The organism is Lysinibacillus sphaericus (assembly GCF_000600105.1).
In the GTDB taxonomy this organism is placed as follows: Bacteria; Bacillota; Bacilli; order Bacillales_A; family Planococcaceae; genus Lysinibacillus; species Lysinibacillus sphaericus.
Window position 1 is genome coordinate 1287973 of the sequence record NZ_CP006837.1, and the last position, 15837, is coordinate 1303809.

Genomic DNA, 15837 nt, shown 5'->3' on the forward strand with positions numbered 1-15837 from the left:
GATGTTACGATCGCCACAAACCTAGCGACATTAATAAAAATTACTTTGCTAAACCATTTTGAAAGGCGTAGACGACAGCTTGTGTTCGATCTTGAACGTCTAGTTTGGCTAAAATATTGCTGACGTGGGTTTTCACTGTTTTTAAGGCGATGTATAAGTCATCCGCAATTTCTTGGTTTGCCTTGCCTTTTGCCATTAACAAAAGAACTTCCATTTCACGTTCAGTTAATTGCTCATAAAGGGGTGTATTTGTTCCATAGCGCATACGGTGCATCATTTTAGATGTGACTTCTGGCTCCAAAACAGTTTCTCCGCCCATTGTTTTACGAATGGCATCGGCAATTTGCTTAGCATTGGATGTTTTTAATATATAGCTAATCGCACCAGCCTCTAAAGCGGGATACACTTTATCGTCATCTAAAAAGCTTGTGACCATCATAATTTTCGCTTCTGGCCAAGCTTCAAGTATTTTAACAGTTGCTTCAGCTCCGGTCATCACAGGCATGACATTGTCCATTAAAATAATATCAGGACGAAGGGAGAGCGCACGTTCAACAGCTTCGACGCCATTTTCAGCTTCCCCCACAACAGTAATATCAGGCTGTGCTGACAGGTAGGCAGATACGCCAATTCGTACCATCTCGTGGTCATCCACTATTAATACTTGAATCAACTTCAACAACCTCCTTCTGTAGCGGAACTTTTACCTCCACTATTGTACCTTCTCCAGGTACCGAAACAATTTTATACCTACAACCAATTTCCACGGCTCGCTCAGCGATATTTTGTAAACCGTAGGAAGTCGATTTATCAGCCTCTACATCAAAGCCAAGACCATTATCTTGAATGCGTAAAATAGCAAGATTGTCTCGGGCAACAAGAAGTAATTCAACTTCTGTTGCTTTAGAATGGCGCAATGTATTGGATAATGCTTCTTGAGCAATACGGAACAGGTGATCTTCCTCAGCCTTTGTTAAAGCTATTTCTTCTAGTTCATATTCTATATGAAAATATACTTTTTGTTGTAGTTCAATAATCAATTCCTCTAAGCCTTGGGCGAGGGTTTTATTGTGCAGTGCAACAGGGCGTAAATGCAATAATAATGCGCGCATTTCTAGCTGGGCCTGCTGTACAATTTTTTCTACTTGCTTTAAACTTTTGGCATTTTCATCGCTTTCCGTTAAGGCAGAAAGTAACATTGAAGCGGCAAATAATTGTTGTGAAACCGAGTCATGGAGCTCACGTGCAAGTCGTTGACGTTCGGCAATAATGCGCTCTTGAATCACTTTATCATTGGCTTCTGCTCGTTCATTGGAAAGGCGCTGTAAGCTTTTTCGCTGTGTATCAATCAATTCGCTCGTTTGAACAAGTGCTTTTTTCAGTGGCTTCGGTAGTGCATGTTTTTTAGGTAAAACAAAATCCGGCTCGATTAATTCTTTTACAAAGCGAGTTGCTTGCGCCTCACGCGCGCGTGCAGTCATGCTAATCCAGCTTGCAATAAAGAAACTAAGCGCAAAGAGACTGATTAAAATAATGCCACCTAATGGAATATTATCATAGTCTTGTTGCCACAAAGGTTCCCATACTTTTTCATTTGGTTCACCCCAAATCGCAAAAAGGAGACCGAATGCCGCGCCAATCAATATGAAAAATATAGAGAAAGCTCTAGAAAGAAAGGCAATCATTTACGTAGCACCTCCAAATCTCCTAGCCATGTAGCGACATGAATGACGAGGGTACGTTTTGCATCCTCAGGGTTGCCATCTGAGAACACGATACTTTCATTCAGAAGCCGCTGTGGATGTCCTTGCAAACATGTAAAGTCTCCGAATAGCGTTGTGTAGTGTAAGCGAAAAGGAATTTCATAAGGGACATAAATCTGTACTTTACCAATGCCTTGTCGAATCGTAACGAGACTTGGGCCAGCAGGTAAAACTGTTTGCGTTGTATCGATTGTAATGTCACCAGCGAGTCGTTGAATTTGTACATCTTGCCATTTGTAAGCATCTTCAGGCGCAGGTATTGTACCGAATAGTTCGTTTTTAGTTGCCGGTAACTTATCAAATTCCAATGTGACGATTTTCGGTTCGTTTTCTCGTTGTAAGTATTGATAGAGCATGTATAAGAGCAGTATGACGATAAATAGTCGCAAACTCCACATCGTAAAGAGAGCAATTGCAATAAAGAAAATTCCTGTCCATTTTAAAAATCGCTTGTTTTTTGAAAAGCTTAAATAGAGCAGGACAGCACCGATTAATAAACAAAAAGCACCGCCGTTATTGAAAATAGTAAGCTCTACAAATACGAGTAAAAAGAAGCATAGTACCCAAAATGTGAGTTTATTAGTTGTGAAGTTTTGCAAAAGGGTCACCTTTCTTTCTACTATGTAATATTTTACAACAAGAAATAATGCGCCGCTTTTAGTGGCGCATTTCTTTCTATTATAACATGTTATTTCTTTTCAATGAGTAGTGGTGAAACAGCTTCAGTTGAATTTTTTTCAAGCGCTGCTAGGCGTGCTTCGAAAGTTGTTACCTCGTGATCTTTGTCAATACGGTGGGCAAGTTTTTCGATATAGGATTCTAAATCTTCGAAATTCGTTTTATTGTTGTTTGCAATCATGCCGTCCATTTGATGGTGAGCGCGCGTCACATTTTCTTTGCCCATTAGCTGTAATTGACGAACTTTCATATCTTTTATTTTGTGCTTCATTGTTTCAAATTTGCGTTCAAGTTCAAAATATTCACGCGTGTTCACTTCGATACTTGTCTGTAATGTATGGTTACGAGCTGTATAGGCTGCTACTTCGTCGGAAGCAAAATCAATTAAATCTTGCTCGCCACTCGCAAGTGCTAATTGAAGTTGTGCTTCACGTTTTGCTAGTAAATCAGCATTTTGTTTAAGCTCCAGTTCCATTTTTTCTTTTAGTTTGCCCTGGCGCTCTAATAATGTACCCGTTTGCTCAGTTTGTTTTTCAGCCTCGCGAATGTATTGATTTAACATCGCAATAGGATTTTTTTGTTCCTTTTTATCAAATAATTGATGTAAGTCTGCCTCAATTGTGTATCTAAAACGTTGTAATAAGTTCATTTTTAGTTCGCTCCTTTTATTTTGTTAAGTTTGACCATTCTTTTTCAAAGTTTGTAAACGGATCTTCTTCTTTCGCTTCAATTGTTGGGATGTTCACTTTTTCGCCATTCCATTTTTTATAAATCACATAAATAATGGCGATTGCTGCAAGACCAATCATTGCTGGAATATTAGAGATAGCCGATAGTACACCGATTAAACCAACTGTAAACCAAATAATTTTTGCAAATGTCGATTTACTACCAATGTAGAAGTGCATGCCTAGTGCAACGAATGCAACTGAAAATACTAGGCCAGTAATTGGTCCGATTAAGGCAAGTGCGACACATGCTGCAATAATACCTCCAGTTAATAAAAGAAATTTTTTCATATGTTTTAGCTCCTTTCGTTTGTACCTTTATGTTACCTGCTTACGAGAACATCTAAAACGGACTGGAAATGGATTTTCCTCTAGGTCTTGAGGCGGAGCAGTTATTTTTTAAGCTGAAAGTAGAAGGTTTTCGACAAAAATAGAAGATGGTTGCCTCCTTCGTTTGACAAATTAACTAGAGACAATCCGCTATACTTACGTTAAAGAAACTGAGCGAAGGGGGATTTCTGGTGAGAACCTATTCCATATATAAAATAAAAGAAGAGCATTTAACGTTTATTTTCGGCAGAGAGCGTAAGTTGTTAGAGATGATGCAAGGCTGTGAAGATGCCAATGAGAAATCCTTAAAAGAACTCGCGTATATATGTGAAACTGTTCGCTTCGATGACATTGCCATCATGTTAGAAGCACAGCTAGATTCCAAATATGCACATTTAGAAAGAGCGCGTAATGCTTTATTTTTAGAACATCCGATAAAAGGGAAAATGGCGATTTATCTAGTAGATCGTAAAATTTGTGTCTATTGCGAAGGCTCACGCATGCTTGATTTGGACTTATTTCAAATGCTAGCCAAGATGAGTGAGCGTTTTATTGCCTTTAATAAACAAGAGAATGAGTGTGGTTGGCTAAAGCCGATGAAGTATACAATGCACTAGGATTTTTCACTATAATATATAGTAACACGCTTGTATTTGGTGTATAATGGAGCGTGGAGAGTTTTTTTCTCGGTATATTGTAGTGGAGGAGGTTGGTTGTATGCCTACATGGGGCTGGATTATTATTGTAATTATCGCATTAGCAGCTGGTGCAGCACTTGGTTTCTACTTTGCACGTCAAGCTATGATGAAATATTTAAAAGAGAACCCACCAATTAACGAACAAATGATTCGAATGATGATGGCACAAATGGGTCGTACGCCGTCTGAAAAGCAAGTACGCCAAATGATGACGCAAATGAACAAATTCCAAAAATAATTGGAGTTTTTAAGGAGCAACTGGTTTAGGTAACCGGTTGCTTTTTTCGTTGACGTTTCTCGAAGAAGTGCATAAAAAAGGTGCTCAGATGAAGGAAGAGAATGGATTCATCTAAGCACGATTCTTCGGTGGTCTTGACAATATTTCCTATATGGAATGTACATCCATTAAATCGATTTCCGTGCCGAGAAATGTTTGAAAGGATAGTAATGATTGTTTCAATAACGTAGTGGGGATATCTTTCATAATAAAAACAATATGTGAAATCTTCATATTTTCTGGCCATTCACTTAAATGAATAGGTGGATGAATGATATGTTGAACACCATTTAAGATGATGGGTCCTGTTTCACCGACATCTAGCATTCCTTTCACGCGAAGAATGTTTTCTCCTCTTGCATAAAGCAATAAGCTAAGCCATACCCCGAAACTATTCCAATTTAAAGGTTGCAAAAAAGCAAAAGAAATCGATTGAATTTGCGATGTATGATTGCAAGGTGGTAGCTGATAGTTGCTAGGTAGCCGACTGTTCCAAAATTTACTGTCCACATATAAAATGGATGGCTCCACGTTGCCATTTTCCACTTGAATGATTGTACAGGTTGGGTTAATCCTTTTTATTTCAGCACGAATAAAATCAAGTTCTTCCTTTGTTACTAAATCGATTTTCGTTAGTGCGACGGTATCAGCTACTGAGATTTGCTTAACGGTTGCTTCATGATGGTGCATTTGCATGGCACCGTTTTTCGCATCGACGGTCGTGATGATACCATCTACTGAAAAGTGATGTTGTAAAATGGGATTCGTTATGATGGTAAATAATATAGGAGCGGGGTCAGCTAAACCTGTTGTTTCAATAATAATCCGATCAAACTCAATTTCACCTTGTTCATAACGAAATAAGTAGTTTTCTAATTCTTCCACTAAATCTTCACGTGCTTGACAACAAATACAGCCACCTTGTAGTAAGCCCGTTTGTTCTTCTGCCAGGCTTAGCAAATAATGATCTAAGCCGATTTTGCCAAACTCATTAACGATAACAGCGATATTTTCCTTAAGCTGATGATGCGTTAATAAGTTTTGTAACAATGTCGTTTTACCGCTACCTAAGCTCCCAGTAATGATTGTCACTGCTTTTTTTGTTGTGCTCATGTATCTTCACTCAATTCAATTTTTTTCATTAAATTAGTGCTCAGTGGGTCAATGGTATAGCCGATACATTTTTCTACTTCAGCCCATAACGTACCTAAATCATGTACGATTGTCGTATTGCCTTTTAAATCACTAAGAATAAATTTACTGCCATTCCAATCGGTTAGCTTTAACTGATAGAACACTAAAATTTGATTGATGAATTGAACACGTTCCATTCTTGCTTGCTGTCGAACACGTTGTAAATCACCAGCGATAATTTCCGATGTAGCATCATTTTTAAACTCTGTCCAATGGACGTTTGAAATAAAATCACCACAAAAAATACACATAAACGGACCCCTTATGCGCGTGGATGGCGTCTTGCGAAATCATTCGCAATGTCATTAAATGTAACCCAACGAATATGTTCATGGGAATTAATATAGGTGATAAGGCGATGATGCATTTGGAGCACTTGCGGACGCCCACTAACATCTGGATGAATGGTCATTGTAAATACAGCATAATCCATATTTTCGTAAACCCAATCAAATTGATCTTTCCACATTTGTTCGATATCGCGCGGATTCACAAAGCCATGACTGTTGGGTGATTTTTTTATAAACATCATTGGAGGTAAATCATCCAAATACCAGTTGGCAGGGATTTCAATTAAATCGGTTTCTTCGCCTCTTTCTAAAGGCTTCATCCACTCTTCGGCTTGTTTACTATAATCAATTTTCGTCCATCTATCCCCGACACGTACATAATATGGTGTAAAATCATTATGCATTAAACTGTGATCGTATTTAATGCCATGCTTAATTAATAACTCATTTGTAACATTGGAAAATTCCCACCAAGGTGCAACATAGCCAGTCGGTTTTTGCCCTGTTAAATCTTCAATAAGTCGAATTGATTTGAGTAACACCTGTTCTTCTTGTTTCGGTGTCATGGCAATAGGATTTTCATGGGAATAGCCATGTGCGCCAATTTCATGCCCACGTTCAAAAACATCCTTCATTTCACTTGGAAACGTTTCAATTGAATGCCCAGGTATAAACCAAGTTGTTTTAATGTTATGTTTGTCGAATAAATCTAGCAGTCTAGGCGTACCGACTTCACCTGCAAATAAACCACGTGAAATATCATCAGGGGAATCTTCACCTCCATAAGACCCTAACCAACCTGCTACAGCATCAACGTCAATACCATATGCAACTAAAATCTCTTTTTGCATCTCGCATCCATCCCTTTATGATTTTTACCATTAGTCTAACGAAAAATAGAAAGCTTGTAATATATTTTTAAAAATATTTAGAAAATATGCATAATTGCATATCACTTATGTTATAATGCTGAAAAAATTAAAGAATGGAGAGGTACTATGCTTGGAAATATAAAAATTTCTGCCGAAATAATCGAAAAATTGCCATTGGCATCCATTATTTACGATGAAAATTTTTCTATTAAAATGCTAAATACCAAAGCACAAAAAGCCATTCAACGTAATCGTGAAATTATCAATCACAGGAAATTACTCCCGATATTAAAAGAAACATTAAGGACCGAGATTCCTTTAATGAAACAGCTTATTTGCGCTGACCAAACATATCAATTTTTCTTTTCTAGAATGATGGAGAAAGGAAATTATTACATATTAGTTTCCATCAATTCAACATGGCCGTATCAGCAAGAGTATGAGCGTTATAAAGAGGAAAGCGAGGATTTAAAAGCGATTTTTGAGTCTACTTACGATGTGCTTTATGTATCTGACGACAAAGGGAAGACATTAAGGGTGAGTGCTCCTTGTAAACAAATATGGGGTGTAAGTGAAGAACAACTGATAGGGAAAAATGTTTTAGAGCTGGAAAGAGAGGGGGTATATCAACCTTCGATTACAAGATTAGTATTAGAAAACAACAAGAAAATATCGACGATTCAACGAACGAAAAATAACAAAAGGCTTTTAGTGATCGGAACGCCTATAAAAAATAAGCAAGGGGAAATTTTGAGGGTAGTAAATGCTTCTAGGGATATAACAAATATTAATAATTTACAACAAGAAATACGACGGTTGACACGTTTAATAGATGAGTATCAACAGGAACTGAACAAAAAGGATAGGCAATTTACAAGTCCGCTCGTTTTTCAAAGTAAGAAACTTGAAACTGCAGTAGCACTTGCCAAACGGGTGGCAGCAGTAGAGTCGACCGTCTTAATTTTAGGAGAGACTGGTGTTGGCAAAGAGGTTTTTGCCAATTTTATTCATGAAATGAGCGAGCGTAAAAACAAGCCATTTATTAAAATCAATTGCAGTGCTATTCCTGATAACTTACTTGAATCCGAATTATTTGGTTATGAAAAGGGTGCATTTACTGGCGCAAATAGAGAAGGGAAAATCGGTTTATTCGAACTTGCTCATAATGGAACATTGTTGTTAGATGAAATCGGCGATATGCCTCTATCTTTGCAAATAAAATTACTTCGCGTCATTCAAGAAAAAGCGTTACAGCGTATTGGTAGCGCTAAAATAATCCGTATCAATGTTCGATTTATAGCAGCAACCCATCGAAATCTTGCTGAAGAAGTTAAAAAAGGAACATTTAGAGAGGATTTATATTATCGATTAAATGTCGTGCCAATCCATTTACCTCCTTTACGTGAAAGAAAAGAAGATATACTGCCGTTAGCGACTTATTTTTTAACGAATCTAAATAATAAATATCATACATCCAAAACATTGCATTCAACTTTTAACGAACAATTAACAAAGTATGAGTGGCCAGGCAATATAAGAGAATTACAAAATGTAATCGAACGTTGTTATGTTATGAGTGACTCAAATACTATGACAAGTGAAACGCTAGCATTAGCACTAAACGAAAATAATAGTAAATCTGTGCAAGTCAAAGACATTATGCCATTAAAAAAGTGTGTAGAATTTGCGGAAAAGGAATTATTGCAACTGGCATTTGACACATGTAAATCGACTGTGGAAATGGCAAAATTATTAGAAGTGAATCAGTCAACAATTAGTAGAAAAATGGCTAAATTCAATATTCGATAAAGCCATGGATAAATAATGTATATAATGAATGAAGTGAGTGGTTTAAAACAGTATAGAGAAAATACAAATGAAAGAGGAACACATGATGAAGGCGAATGCAGATGTTTTAATCGTAATAGATTTACAAAATGGTGTATGTTTCAGCGGAGAGCATTTATTTGATTTACAAAATTTACTCACTAAAGTAAATAATCGAATTGCACTATATCGGGAACACCAAAAACCAATTATTTTTGTTCAACATTGTGATGAAGAACTGGTACCAGAAGAGGAAGTTTGGGCAATTCATGCCGAACTAAATGTACAAGAGCAAGATTATTTGGTCAGAAAAGAACATGCAAATTCCTTTTACAAAACGAATTTACAAACGATTTTAGAGCAATTAGCAGTGCAACGCATAGAATTTTGTGGCGCTCAAACAGAATACTGCATGGATGCAACGATTAAATTTGCCCATGGTTTAGGATATGAAAACTTGATGGTTCGTCATGCTACTTCTACGTTAAATAATCCATTTATGACAGCAAGAGGGACAATTGATTTTTATGAGAATATTTGGAACAACAGATTTTTGAGATTTATAGAAGAGGAGTTTTGATTTAAACATTTATAAGGCTATGGCGAAAGTGTTAGATTGACTGAATCAATCTAACACTTTTTTGCGTGCAATTGCAGACTCTATGACATCATTTTCAACTCAAAGCAAGAAACGGTCTTCCAGCGATTCAAAAGTTTCTAGTAGCGCTAGTTCCATGTGTAATTCCTCTATATCCAAACGTTTAAAATTGCATCGGTGCTATGCTCAAACGCATAACTTTATAACAAAATCTTCATTGTTTTCTTATAAAATTTGCGATATTCGCGCGTTATCACAATATTTTTGAAAATGAATAAAAGGTTGGCACGATTTTTGCTTAGTAAACATGTATGAAAGAAAAGGAGGGGGATTGTATGTAGTAGATGTTAGCAGTGATTGATTTTATAAAAAAATGGGGAGTGATTATGTTGAAACATGTAGTGGCAGCTATACAAATGAATTGTGCGCTAGGCAACAAAGAAGGAAATCTACAAAAAGCGAAAACATTAATCGAACAAGCGCTTGAACAACATGCAACATTTATTGTGTTACCCGAATTATTTAATACGGGATATCGGGTGGAAGAACAAGATTGGCAATATGCTGAGACTATACCAGGGGAAACAACCAGTTATTTACAACGTATAGCGACTCAACACGATATCACAATTATCGGCTGTATTTTAGAACGAGGTGAAATTGAAGGTATGATTTTTGATACCGCTTTTGTCATAGCGAAAAATGGCATATTGGGGAAATACCGAAAAACACATCTTTGGGATCAAGAAAATCTTAGATTTACTAGAGGCGATACATTGTCAGTTATCCAAAAAGGTGATTTAAAAATGGGATTACAAATTTGCTATGAAATCGGATTTCCAGAAGGCGCAAGATTATTAACATTACAGGGTGCCAATCTGCTTATCTACCCTTCGGCATTTAGCGAAAAGCGTTATTACGTGTGGGACACTGCTAGTAAAGCAAGAGCTATTGAAAATGGCTGTTTTGTAATTGCCGCCAATCGTTCAGGAATTGAAAAACAGTCAACGAATTTTGGTGGGAAAAGTAGAATTATTGATCCACAAGGCAATGTCCTTATCGAAGCTACAAAAGAAGATGAATGCATCGTAGCAACGATAGATATTCAGCGTGTCATTCAACAACGAAGAGATGTCCCTTACTTACGAGATTTAAATAAAGTACTATTTTATCCAAGTTTATAATTACTTTCATTAATTAGGGGGAGTTTTATGAAACGCAACATACTCATTACAAAGGATATCGTCCCAACTTTGAGAAGGGAACGCATTATAACCGGATTAGGGTTTTTTAATATTTGGGTTGGGATGGCGGTCATTATTGCAACATTCCAAATTGGTGCCAATGGTATTGAATCTATGACACTCTGGCAATTAGCGGGTTCTATTTTTGTTGCGAATTTATTAATCGCGATTGTTGCTAGTTTAACTGGTGATATTGGGATAGAACATGGTTTATCGTTTGCGGCTTATTTAAGAGCACCTTTTGGCACAGTAGGTGTACATATACCGGCGTTAATAAGGGGGATAGTTGCTTGTATTTGGTTTGGTATTCAAACGTATCTTGGGGCCACAGCCATCAACTATATCGTAGCAGATTTAACGGGTTTTGAATCATGGTTTGTCTGGTATGTTGTATTTGCAGCTGTACAAATCGTGAATACGGCCATTGGTATTAAAGCAATCGATCGATTTGCCGTTATTGCCGCGCCTTCCATTATTTTAATTTCAATTTGGATTTTTGTGAAAATTACTAGCATTGCTACTGAAGAAGGGTTAAATATTTTTACGTATGAAGGCAGTTCAGCGGAAACGACATGGTTGCTCATTATGGCGGCAAATATGGGCTTTTGGTCTTTACTTGCCGTAGATATTCCGAATATTACTCGTTACGTAAAAACACCAGTCAATGAGCGCAATTGGTTCCGGCGCAATAAAAATAATTATATACCTCACCTGTTAGCGTTACCAACAGTCCAAACGTTTATCGGTATTATTGGTGCCGTTAGTTTTTTAGCTACTGGCAACTGGAATCCGATTGAAGTTGTGCAACAAATAGCAACTGGTTGGGTGATGGTGATGATTTTATTGCTCGTTATATTGGCGCAATGGTCGACGAATACTGCGTCCAATTTAATTCCAGCATCGTTAACGTTTGTCAATGCAGGAGCTCGCATAAAATTGTCTTATACGTGGGGTGTCATATTGGCGGGGATTGTCGGCACATTGTTTCAACCGTGGATTATTTTAGAGCAGTTATTCCGTTTTTTAGGATACTCTGGCGCCATTATGTCGGCTGTAGCAGGTGTTATTATTTGTGATTACTACATCCTTCGCAAGCGCCGTTTACATGTCAAAGATTTGTATCGACAGGATGGACAATTCACATTCAATGGGGGTGTAAACTTGGCAGGTATGATTGCCTGGCTCATTAGTAGTGTACTCGCAATTGTGTTCATTGATTATATGTATTTCGTCGGATTCCCTCTATCGGCAATTATTTACTATGTCCTAATGAAACAGTGGTATTTAAAGAAATTCCCGCAAAAAGAAATAGAGTCTAATTACGCAGATGACTACCTAGGCACATCTGTGAATCGTGAGTGGAAAATTTCTGTATAGAACTGTCTAAAAGAGAGCGAGTAATAGATTTAAAAGATTGAGAGACAGTAAAAATGCCCTCTATTTTTATGTTGGAATGCGTTATTTTAGCCATCAAAAAACACTAATTGATAAAAAATTCAGTAAATTAAATTAATTGTATTTACAAAAAACGCAACTTTTTTTTATTATAAATAAAAAATGCAAAAGCTAAGAAGAGGTGAGGTAATTGATGAAAAAGATTTCAATTTTATTTATCGTTATGTTGTTAACTTTATTATCAAATGCAAGCTTTACTTTAGCCAAAGCGGAAATTTTTTTTTATTAAAATACTAAAAATGTTATATAAGGAGGAATTTTTATGATAACTTTTATAACTTGTATAGTGATTTTAATTGTAGGTTATTTTACTTATGGGAAATTTGTTGAAAAGGTATTTATTCCTAAAGATGAGCGCCCTACACCAGCTTATGTAAATGCAGACGGTGTAGACTATGTACCAATGTCTACACCTAAAAATTCATTAATTCAGCTCCTAAATATTGCGGGTACTGGGCCTGTGTTTGGTCCTATTGTAGGTGCTTTATATGGCCCTGTTGCATTTGTATGGATTGTAGTTGGCTGTATATTTGCCGGGGCTGTTCATGATTATTTGACAGGCATGATCTCTATTCGTAATAAAGGAGCCCATTTACCTGAGCTTGCAGCGAAGTTTTTAGGAAAAGCAATGAAACATGTAGTAAATATTTTTGCACTTTTATTGCTCCTGTTAGTTGGTACTGTGTTTGTTACATCACCTGCAATGCTAATAAATAATTTAATGGATGGCAAAGTTGCGATAAGTATTATTGTAACGTTAATTTTTATCTATTATATTTTAGCAACATTACTTCCAGTTGATAAAATTATCGGTCGATTCTATCCTTATCTAGGAGCGCTACTTGTGATTTCAGCAATTGGAATTGGTATTAGTATGATCGTAAAAGGTTCACCAATTCCAGAGCTAACATTTGAGAATATGCATCCTGCTAAATTACCGATATTTCCATTAATATTCTTTACAATTACATGTGGGGCATTATCAGGTTTCCATGCAACACAAACGCCAATCATTTCTCGTACAACTAAAAGAGAAAAAGAAGGACGTAAAATTTTCTATGGGATGATGATTACTGAAGGTATTATTGCGATGATTTGGGCGGCTGCTGCAATGAGCCTATTTGGAGGATATGGTGGTTTAAATGAGATGATGGCAGCCGGTGGACCTGCTGCTGTAGTAAGCGAGGCATCTATTCTGATGCTCGGTTCAATTGGTGGAACTTTAGCAGTTTTAGGAGTAATCGTGCTACCTATTACATCAGGTGATACAGCGTTTCGTGCAGCTCGTATGATTATCGCTGATTATTTCAAATTTGCTCAAGCAAAATTAGTTAGTCGTTTATGGGTTGCAATCCCATTATTCGTCATGTCATATGTGTTAACGAAAATAGACTTTAATATTTTATGGCGTTATTTCTCATGGGCAAACGGTGTAACAGCAGTAATTGCCTTATGGGTAGCGGCAATGTATTTATTTTTGGACCGTAAAAACCATTGGATTGCAACAATCCCAGCTTCATTTATGACAAGTATGGTATTCAGCTATATTATTTATGAACCAACTATGGGATTCGGGCAGGATGTTGCATTTTCGAATGCTGCTGGGATTATAGCCGCACTTATCATGACAGCAATATTCTTTGGTACAGGTTTGAAAAAACGTGGCACAAACTTCTTGTTAGATGAAGATGTGACAAGCTATCAACATGTTAAGTAATATTAATTACTATATAATTTTAGTAAAGTAAAGTTAGAAAAAAGGGTGTGTCTTAAAAATGATTTTAAGACACACCCTTTTACGCGAAGCGGTGGTGTTCAGAACATATTTCAAATATCCTCATTAGTGCTGTACAAACAAAGATAGCTGACGATAAAAATAATAGTTAATCATGAGTGAGAACTCTGTACATAAAAAGGGTGGTGGCGACAATGAATTTTTTCTTACAGTTTGTTGTTGTGTTGCTGTTTGTTTCGTTCTTTCACTTTATTAATCAAATGTTATTGCTGAAAAATAATAATTTTAAATTACAATGGAAGTCAGTGTTGATTCTAATTTCAATAAGTGTTGTGATTACATTGCTTCTAAACATACCGAGTCATGTTCAAGAATTTGAATTTCCATTGTAGAAACCGCAACACGCCAGCAAAAATAGGAAGACAAAACGAAATTGACGTTTTGTCTTCTTTTTTAGTGATTTCACACCTGAATTATCATTCTATTTCAAAAATTTACACATTTCATAGAAAACTAGGTATAATAGTTAGTATTGTCAGAAAAGGAGCTGTTAGCAATGGAACGCGAAAAAACAAATGTAGAGAGTTTTGATTTAGATCATACGAAAGTGAAAGCCCCTTATGTTCGTTTAGCGGGTGTAAAAGTAGGGAAAAATGGCGATGAGGTTTATAAGTACGACATTCGCTTAAAACAGCCTAACAAAGAGCATATGGAAATGCCAGCACTCCATTCTTTGGAGCATTTATCGGCAGATATTATCCGCAATTATTCAGATCACATTGTTGATTTTAGTCCAATGGGTTGTCAAACAGGGTTTTATGTATCGTTGATTAATCATAATGATTATGATGAATTGCTGACGATTTTAGAAAAAACATTTACAGATGTAACGAAGGCAACAGCTGTACCTGCATGCAATGAAGTGCAATGTGGCTGGGCTGCAAGTCATAGCCTTGAAAGTGCACAGACGCTGGCAAAAGAATTTTTAGCGAAGCGAGACGAATGGCATATTGTTTTTGCAGAATAATAAAAAACCTTGCAAGTTGTCAAAGCTTGCAAGGTTTTTTCACTTATCGAAAGTGAAAAGGAATCACATTGGATGATGAAGCATCATGATTGATTTTTTCATAAATAAAACTTTCTAAAAAGTCATGTATGAGATCTTCATATTCAGCCATATTTTCATTAAAGGATTGAGCATGCGCCCCTTTTTCAAAAAGCTTCAATTTCTTAGGTCCATTTTTTTATTGTATAAATCGAGTGACATTGAAGCAGGTATAAATGTATCAGGAATACTGTGAATAAAGAGAATCGGTTTTTCAATATGGGTCACAGCTTCAGAGGGCGTTACACTCTTAAATGAATAGCCATCGCGTAGCCGTATAAAGAAATCTGCGAAACGAATCGGGATTATGGAGCCATATTTAAATTCGGTCTTCGCGATTTGCTTAAGCAGCATTGAAAAATCCGAAAAGGCACAATCGGCAATATAAAAATCAGCGCCATCTTCAACCGTTCCTGCGTACAACAGCATGGTTGCAGCACCCATTGACTCCCCATGGATGCCGAGCAGGGCGTTTTCACCAATCATCGCTTTCACCGTTTTCACAACAGCATCTAAATCATTTTTTTCATAATAGCCATAGCTAGTCGTTTTGCCACCTGAATCGCCATGTCTTCGATGATCAAAAATAACAGAATTGTATCCTAAGCGTTCAAAAAGACGGGCATATTTGACCGAGTTAATTTTATTTTCTGTAACACCATGACAAATAATCATTGTATTGTTTGTTTGTAATGGTTGAAACATAATGCCGTGAATGGAATAACCATTGGGAGAGTCAATATTTAACTCACATTTAAAATTTTTATTGTACCAAGCTTCGTCAAAACGTTTGGCAGTTGTCTCGCGTTCACGAATAAATTCGGGATCTTTTTTTTGAATGTACATTAATTTATTGGAAAGCGCAAAGCCGAACAGTCCCGTTGCTGCTGCAGCAAGCGTCGTTGTAATACCTGAAAATAAAAGCATTTTCTTTTTCATCTTCTACACCTCCACGCCCTATTTCTTTTCATGTCTAGGCATTGTACTTAACTGATTGTAAGCCAATGCACATTTCTTATTTGTAATGTTCCCAACTACGTTTG

16 protein-coding genes and 1 pseudogene are annotated in these 15837 nt (G+C 36.7%); 8 read left to right on the forward strand and 9 right to left on the reverse strand.

The genetic code is table 11. The features are described from left to right. Positions 1 to 40 precede the first annotated feature (40 nt). The 5 genes from T479_RS05820 to T479_RS05840 form a co-directional block, all read right to left on the reverse strand. Positions 41 to 673 (reverse strand): response regulator transcription factor, encoded by a 633-nt coding sequence (locus tag T479_RS05820; RefSeq protein WP_025218885.1) that lies wholly within the window; start codon positions 671 to 673, stop codon positions 41 to 43. Further along, entirely contained in the window at positions 648 to 1685 is a 1038-nt protein-coding gene (locus tag T479_RS05825; protein WP_025218886.1) for a sensor histidine kinase, read from the reverse strand. Before T479_RS05825 ends, T479_RS05820 begins: the two co-directional genes overlap by 26 nt. Then, the gene (liaF, locus tag T479_RS05830) at positions 1682 to 2362 is read right to left on the reverse strand and encodes a cell wall-active antibiotics response protein LiaF (protein ID WP_024361522.1); all 681 of its coding nucleotides are present in this window, start codon (positions 2360 to 2362) and stop codon (positions 1682 to 1684) included. The genes T479_RS05825 and liaF overlap by 4 nt, the downstream gene beginning before the upstream one ends. A gap of 89 nt (positions 2363 to 2451) precedes the next feature. Further along, the gene (locus T479_RS05835) at positions 2452 to 3090 is read right to left on the reverse strand and encodes a PspA/IM30 family protein (RefSeq protein ID WP_024361521.1); all 639 of its coding nucleotides are present in this window, start codon (positions 3088 to 3090) and stop codon (positions 2452 to 2454) included. Between the two features lie 16 nt (positions 3091 to 3106). After that, positions 3107 to 3460, reverse strand: coding sequence for a lmo0954 family membrane protein (locus tag T479_RS05840; RefSeq protein ID WP_024361520.1), 354 nt, complete (start codon positions 3458 to 3460; stop codon positions 3107 to 3109). A 230-nt stretch (positions 3461 to 3690) separates the two neighbouring features. Here T479_RS05840 and sirA point away from each other — a divergent pair, with 230 nt between their 5' ends. Then, positions 3691 to 4116, forward strand: coding sequence for a sporulation inhibitor of replication protein SirA (sirA, locus tag T479_RS05845; RefSeq protein ID WP_025218887.1), 426 nt, complete (start codon positions 3691 to 3693; stop codon positions 4114 to 4116). A gap of 100 nt (positions 4117 to 4216) precedes the next feature. Continuing rightward, a complete protein-coding gene (locus T479_RS05850; protein ID WP_024361518.1) occupies positions 4217 to 4435 on the forward strand; it encodes a YneF family protein in 219 nt (72 codons plus the stop codon). Between the two features lie 147 nt (positions 4436 to 4582). Here T479_RS05850 and T479_RS05855 read toward each other — a convergent pair whose 3' ends face one another. Genes T479_RS05855 through T479_RS05865 form a run of 3 tightly spaced genes read right to left on the reverse strand, consistent with a single transcriptional unit; the run spans position 4583 to position 6809 of the window. Next, complete coding sequence (locus tag T479_RS05855; protein ID WP_025218888.1) at positions 4583 to 5587, reverse strand: CobW family GTP-binding protein; 1005 nt, start codon at positions 5585 to 5587, stop codon at positions 4583 to 4585. Then, positions 5584 to 5919 (reverse strand): hypothetical protein, encoded by a 336-nt coding sequence (locus T479_RS05860; RefSeq protein ID WP_025218889.1) that lies wholly within the window; start codon positions 5917 to 5919, stop codon positions 5584 to 5586. Before T479_RS05860 ends, T479_RS05855 begins: the two co-directional genes overlap by 4 nt. An 11-nt stretch (positions 5920 to 5930) precedes the next feature. Beyond that, a complete protein-coding gene (locus T479_RS05865) occupies positions 5931 to 6809 on the reverse strand; it encodes a polysaccharide deacetylase family protein (protein WP_025218890.1) in 879 nt (292 codons plus the stop codon). 147 nt (positions 6810 to 6956) lie between these two features. On the opposite strand from T479_RS05865, the gene T479_RS05870 reads away from it, so the two are divergent. The 6 genes from T479_RS05870 to T479_RS05900 all read left to right on the forward strand — a co-directional run bounded on the left by T479_RS05870 (position 6957) and on the right by T479_RS05900 (position 14716). Continuing rightward, a complete protein-coding gene (locus T479_RS05870) occupies positions 6957 to 8639 on the forward strand; it encodes a sigma-54 interaction domain-containing protein (protein ID WP_025218891.1) in 1683 nt (560 codons plus the stop codon). Between the two features lie 85 nt (positions 8640 to 8724). Continuing rightward, positions 8725 to 9237, forward strand: coding sequence for a cysteine hydrolase family protein (locus T479_RS05875; protein ID WP_025218892.1), 513 nt, complete (start codon positions 8725 to 8727; stop codon positions 9235 to 9237). A gap of 362 nt (positions 9238 to 9599) precedes the next feature. Then, positions 9600 to 10439, forward strand: a complete 840-nt coding sequence (locus T479_RS05880; RefSeq protein ID WP_227665419.1) for a carbon-nitrogen hydrolase family protein — start codon at positions 9600 to 9602, stop codon at positions 10437 to 10439. A 27-nt stretch (positions 10440 to 10466) separates the two neighbouring features. After that, the gene (locus T479_RS05885; RefSeq protein WP_025218894.1) at positions 10467 to 11876 is read left to right on the forward strand and encodes an NCS1 family transporter; all 1410 of its coding nucleotides are present in this window, start codon (positions 10467 to 10469) and stop codon (positions 11874 to 11876) included. A 340-nt stretch (positions 11877 to 12216) separates the two neighbouring features. Next, entirely contained in the window at positions 12217 to 13671 is a 1455-nt protein-coding gene (locus T479_RS05890) for a carbon starvation CstA family protein (RefSeq protein ID WP_025218895.1), read from the forward strand. 574 nt (positions 13672 to 14245) lie between these two features. Then, entirely contained in the window at positions 14246 to 14716 is a 471-nt protein-coding gene (locus tag T479_RS05900) for an S-ribosylhomocysteine lyase (RefSeq protein ID WP_025218897.1), read from the forward strand. 43 nt (positions 14717 to 14759) lie between these two features. Here T479_RS05900 and T479_RS05905 read toward each other — a convergent pair. Then, positions 14760 to 15733, reverse strand: a pseudogene (locus T479_RS05905) (alpha/beta hydrolase). Positions 15734 to 15837 lie beyond the last annotated feature (104 nt).

What these genes read in the sequence shown, in the direction of transcription:
- T479_RS05825 (WP_025218886.1), bottom strand. Translation starts at nt 1,685, where the DNA reads ATGATTGCCTTTCTTTCTAGAGCTTTCTCTATATTTTTCATATTGATT.
- T479_RS05835 (WP_024361521.1), bottom strand. Translation starts at nt 3,090, where the DNA reads ATGAACTTATTACAACGTTTTAGATACACAATTGAGGCAGACTTACAT.
- T479_RS05840 (WP_024361520.1), bottom strand. Translation starts at nt 3,460, where the DNA reads ATGAAAAAATTTCTTTTATTAACTGGAGGTATTATTGCAGCATGTGTC.
- T479_RS05850 (WP_024361518.1), top strand. Translation starts at nt 4,217, where the DNA reads ATGCCTACATGGGGCTGGATTATTATTGTAATTATCGCATTAGCAGCT.
- T479_RS05855 (WP_025218888.1), bottom strand. Translation starts at nt 5,587, where the DNA reads ATGAGCACAACAAAAAAAGCAGTGACAATCATTACTGGGAGCTTAGGT.
- T479_RS05860 (WP_025218889.1), bottom strand. Translation starts at nt 5,919, where the DNA reads ATGTGTATTTTTTGTGGTGATTTTATTTCAAACGTCCATTGGACAGAG.
- T479_RS05865 (WP_025218890.1), bottom strand. Translation starts at nt 6,809, where the DNA reads ATGCAAAAAGAGATTTTAGTTGCATATGGTATTGACGTTGATGCTGTA.
- T479_RS05870 (WP_025218891.1), top strand. Translation starts at nt 6,957, where the DNA reads ATGCTTGGAAATATAAAAATTTCTGCCGAAATAATCGAAAAATTGCCA.
- T479_RS05875 (WP_025218892.1), top strand. Translation starts at nt 8,725, where the DNA reads ATGAAGGCGAATGCAGATGTTTTAATCGTAATAGATTTACAAAATGGT.
- T479_RS05880 (WP_227665419.1), top strand. Translation starts at nt 9,600, where the DNA reads ATGTTAGCAGTGATTGATTTTATAAAAAAATGGGGAGTGATTATGTTG.
- T479_RS05885 (WP_025218894.1), top strand. Translation starts at nt 10,467, where the DNA reads ATGAAACGCAACATACTCATTACAAAGGATATCGTCCCAACTTTGAGA.
- T479_RS05890 (WP_025218895.1), top strand. Translation starts at nt 12,217, where the DNA reads ATGATAACTTTTATAACTTGTATAGTGATTTTAATTGTAGGTTATTTT.
- T479_RS05900 (WP_025218897.1), top strand. Translation starts at nt 14,246, where the DNA reads ATGGAACGCGAAAAAACAAATGTAGAGAGTTTTGATTTAGATCATACG.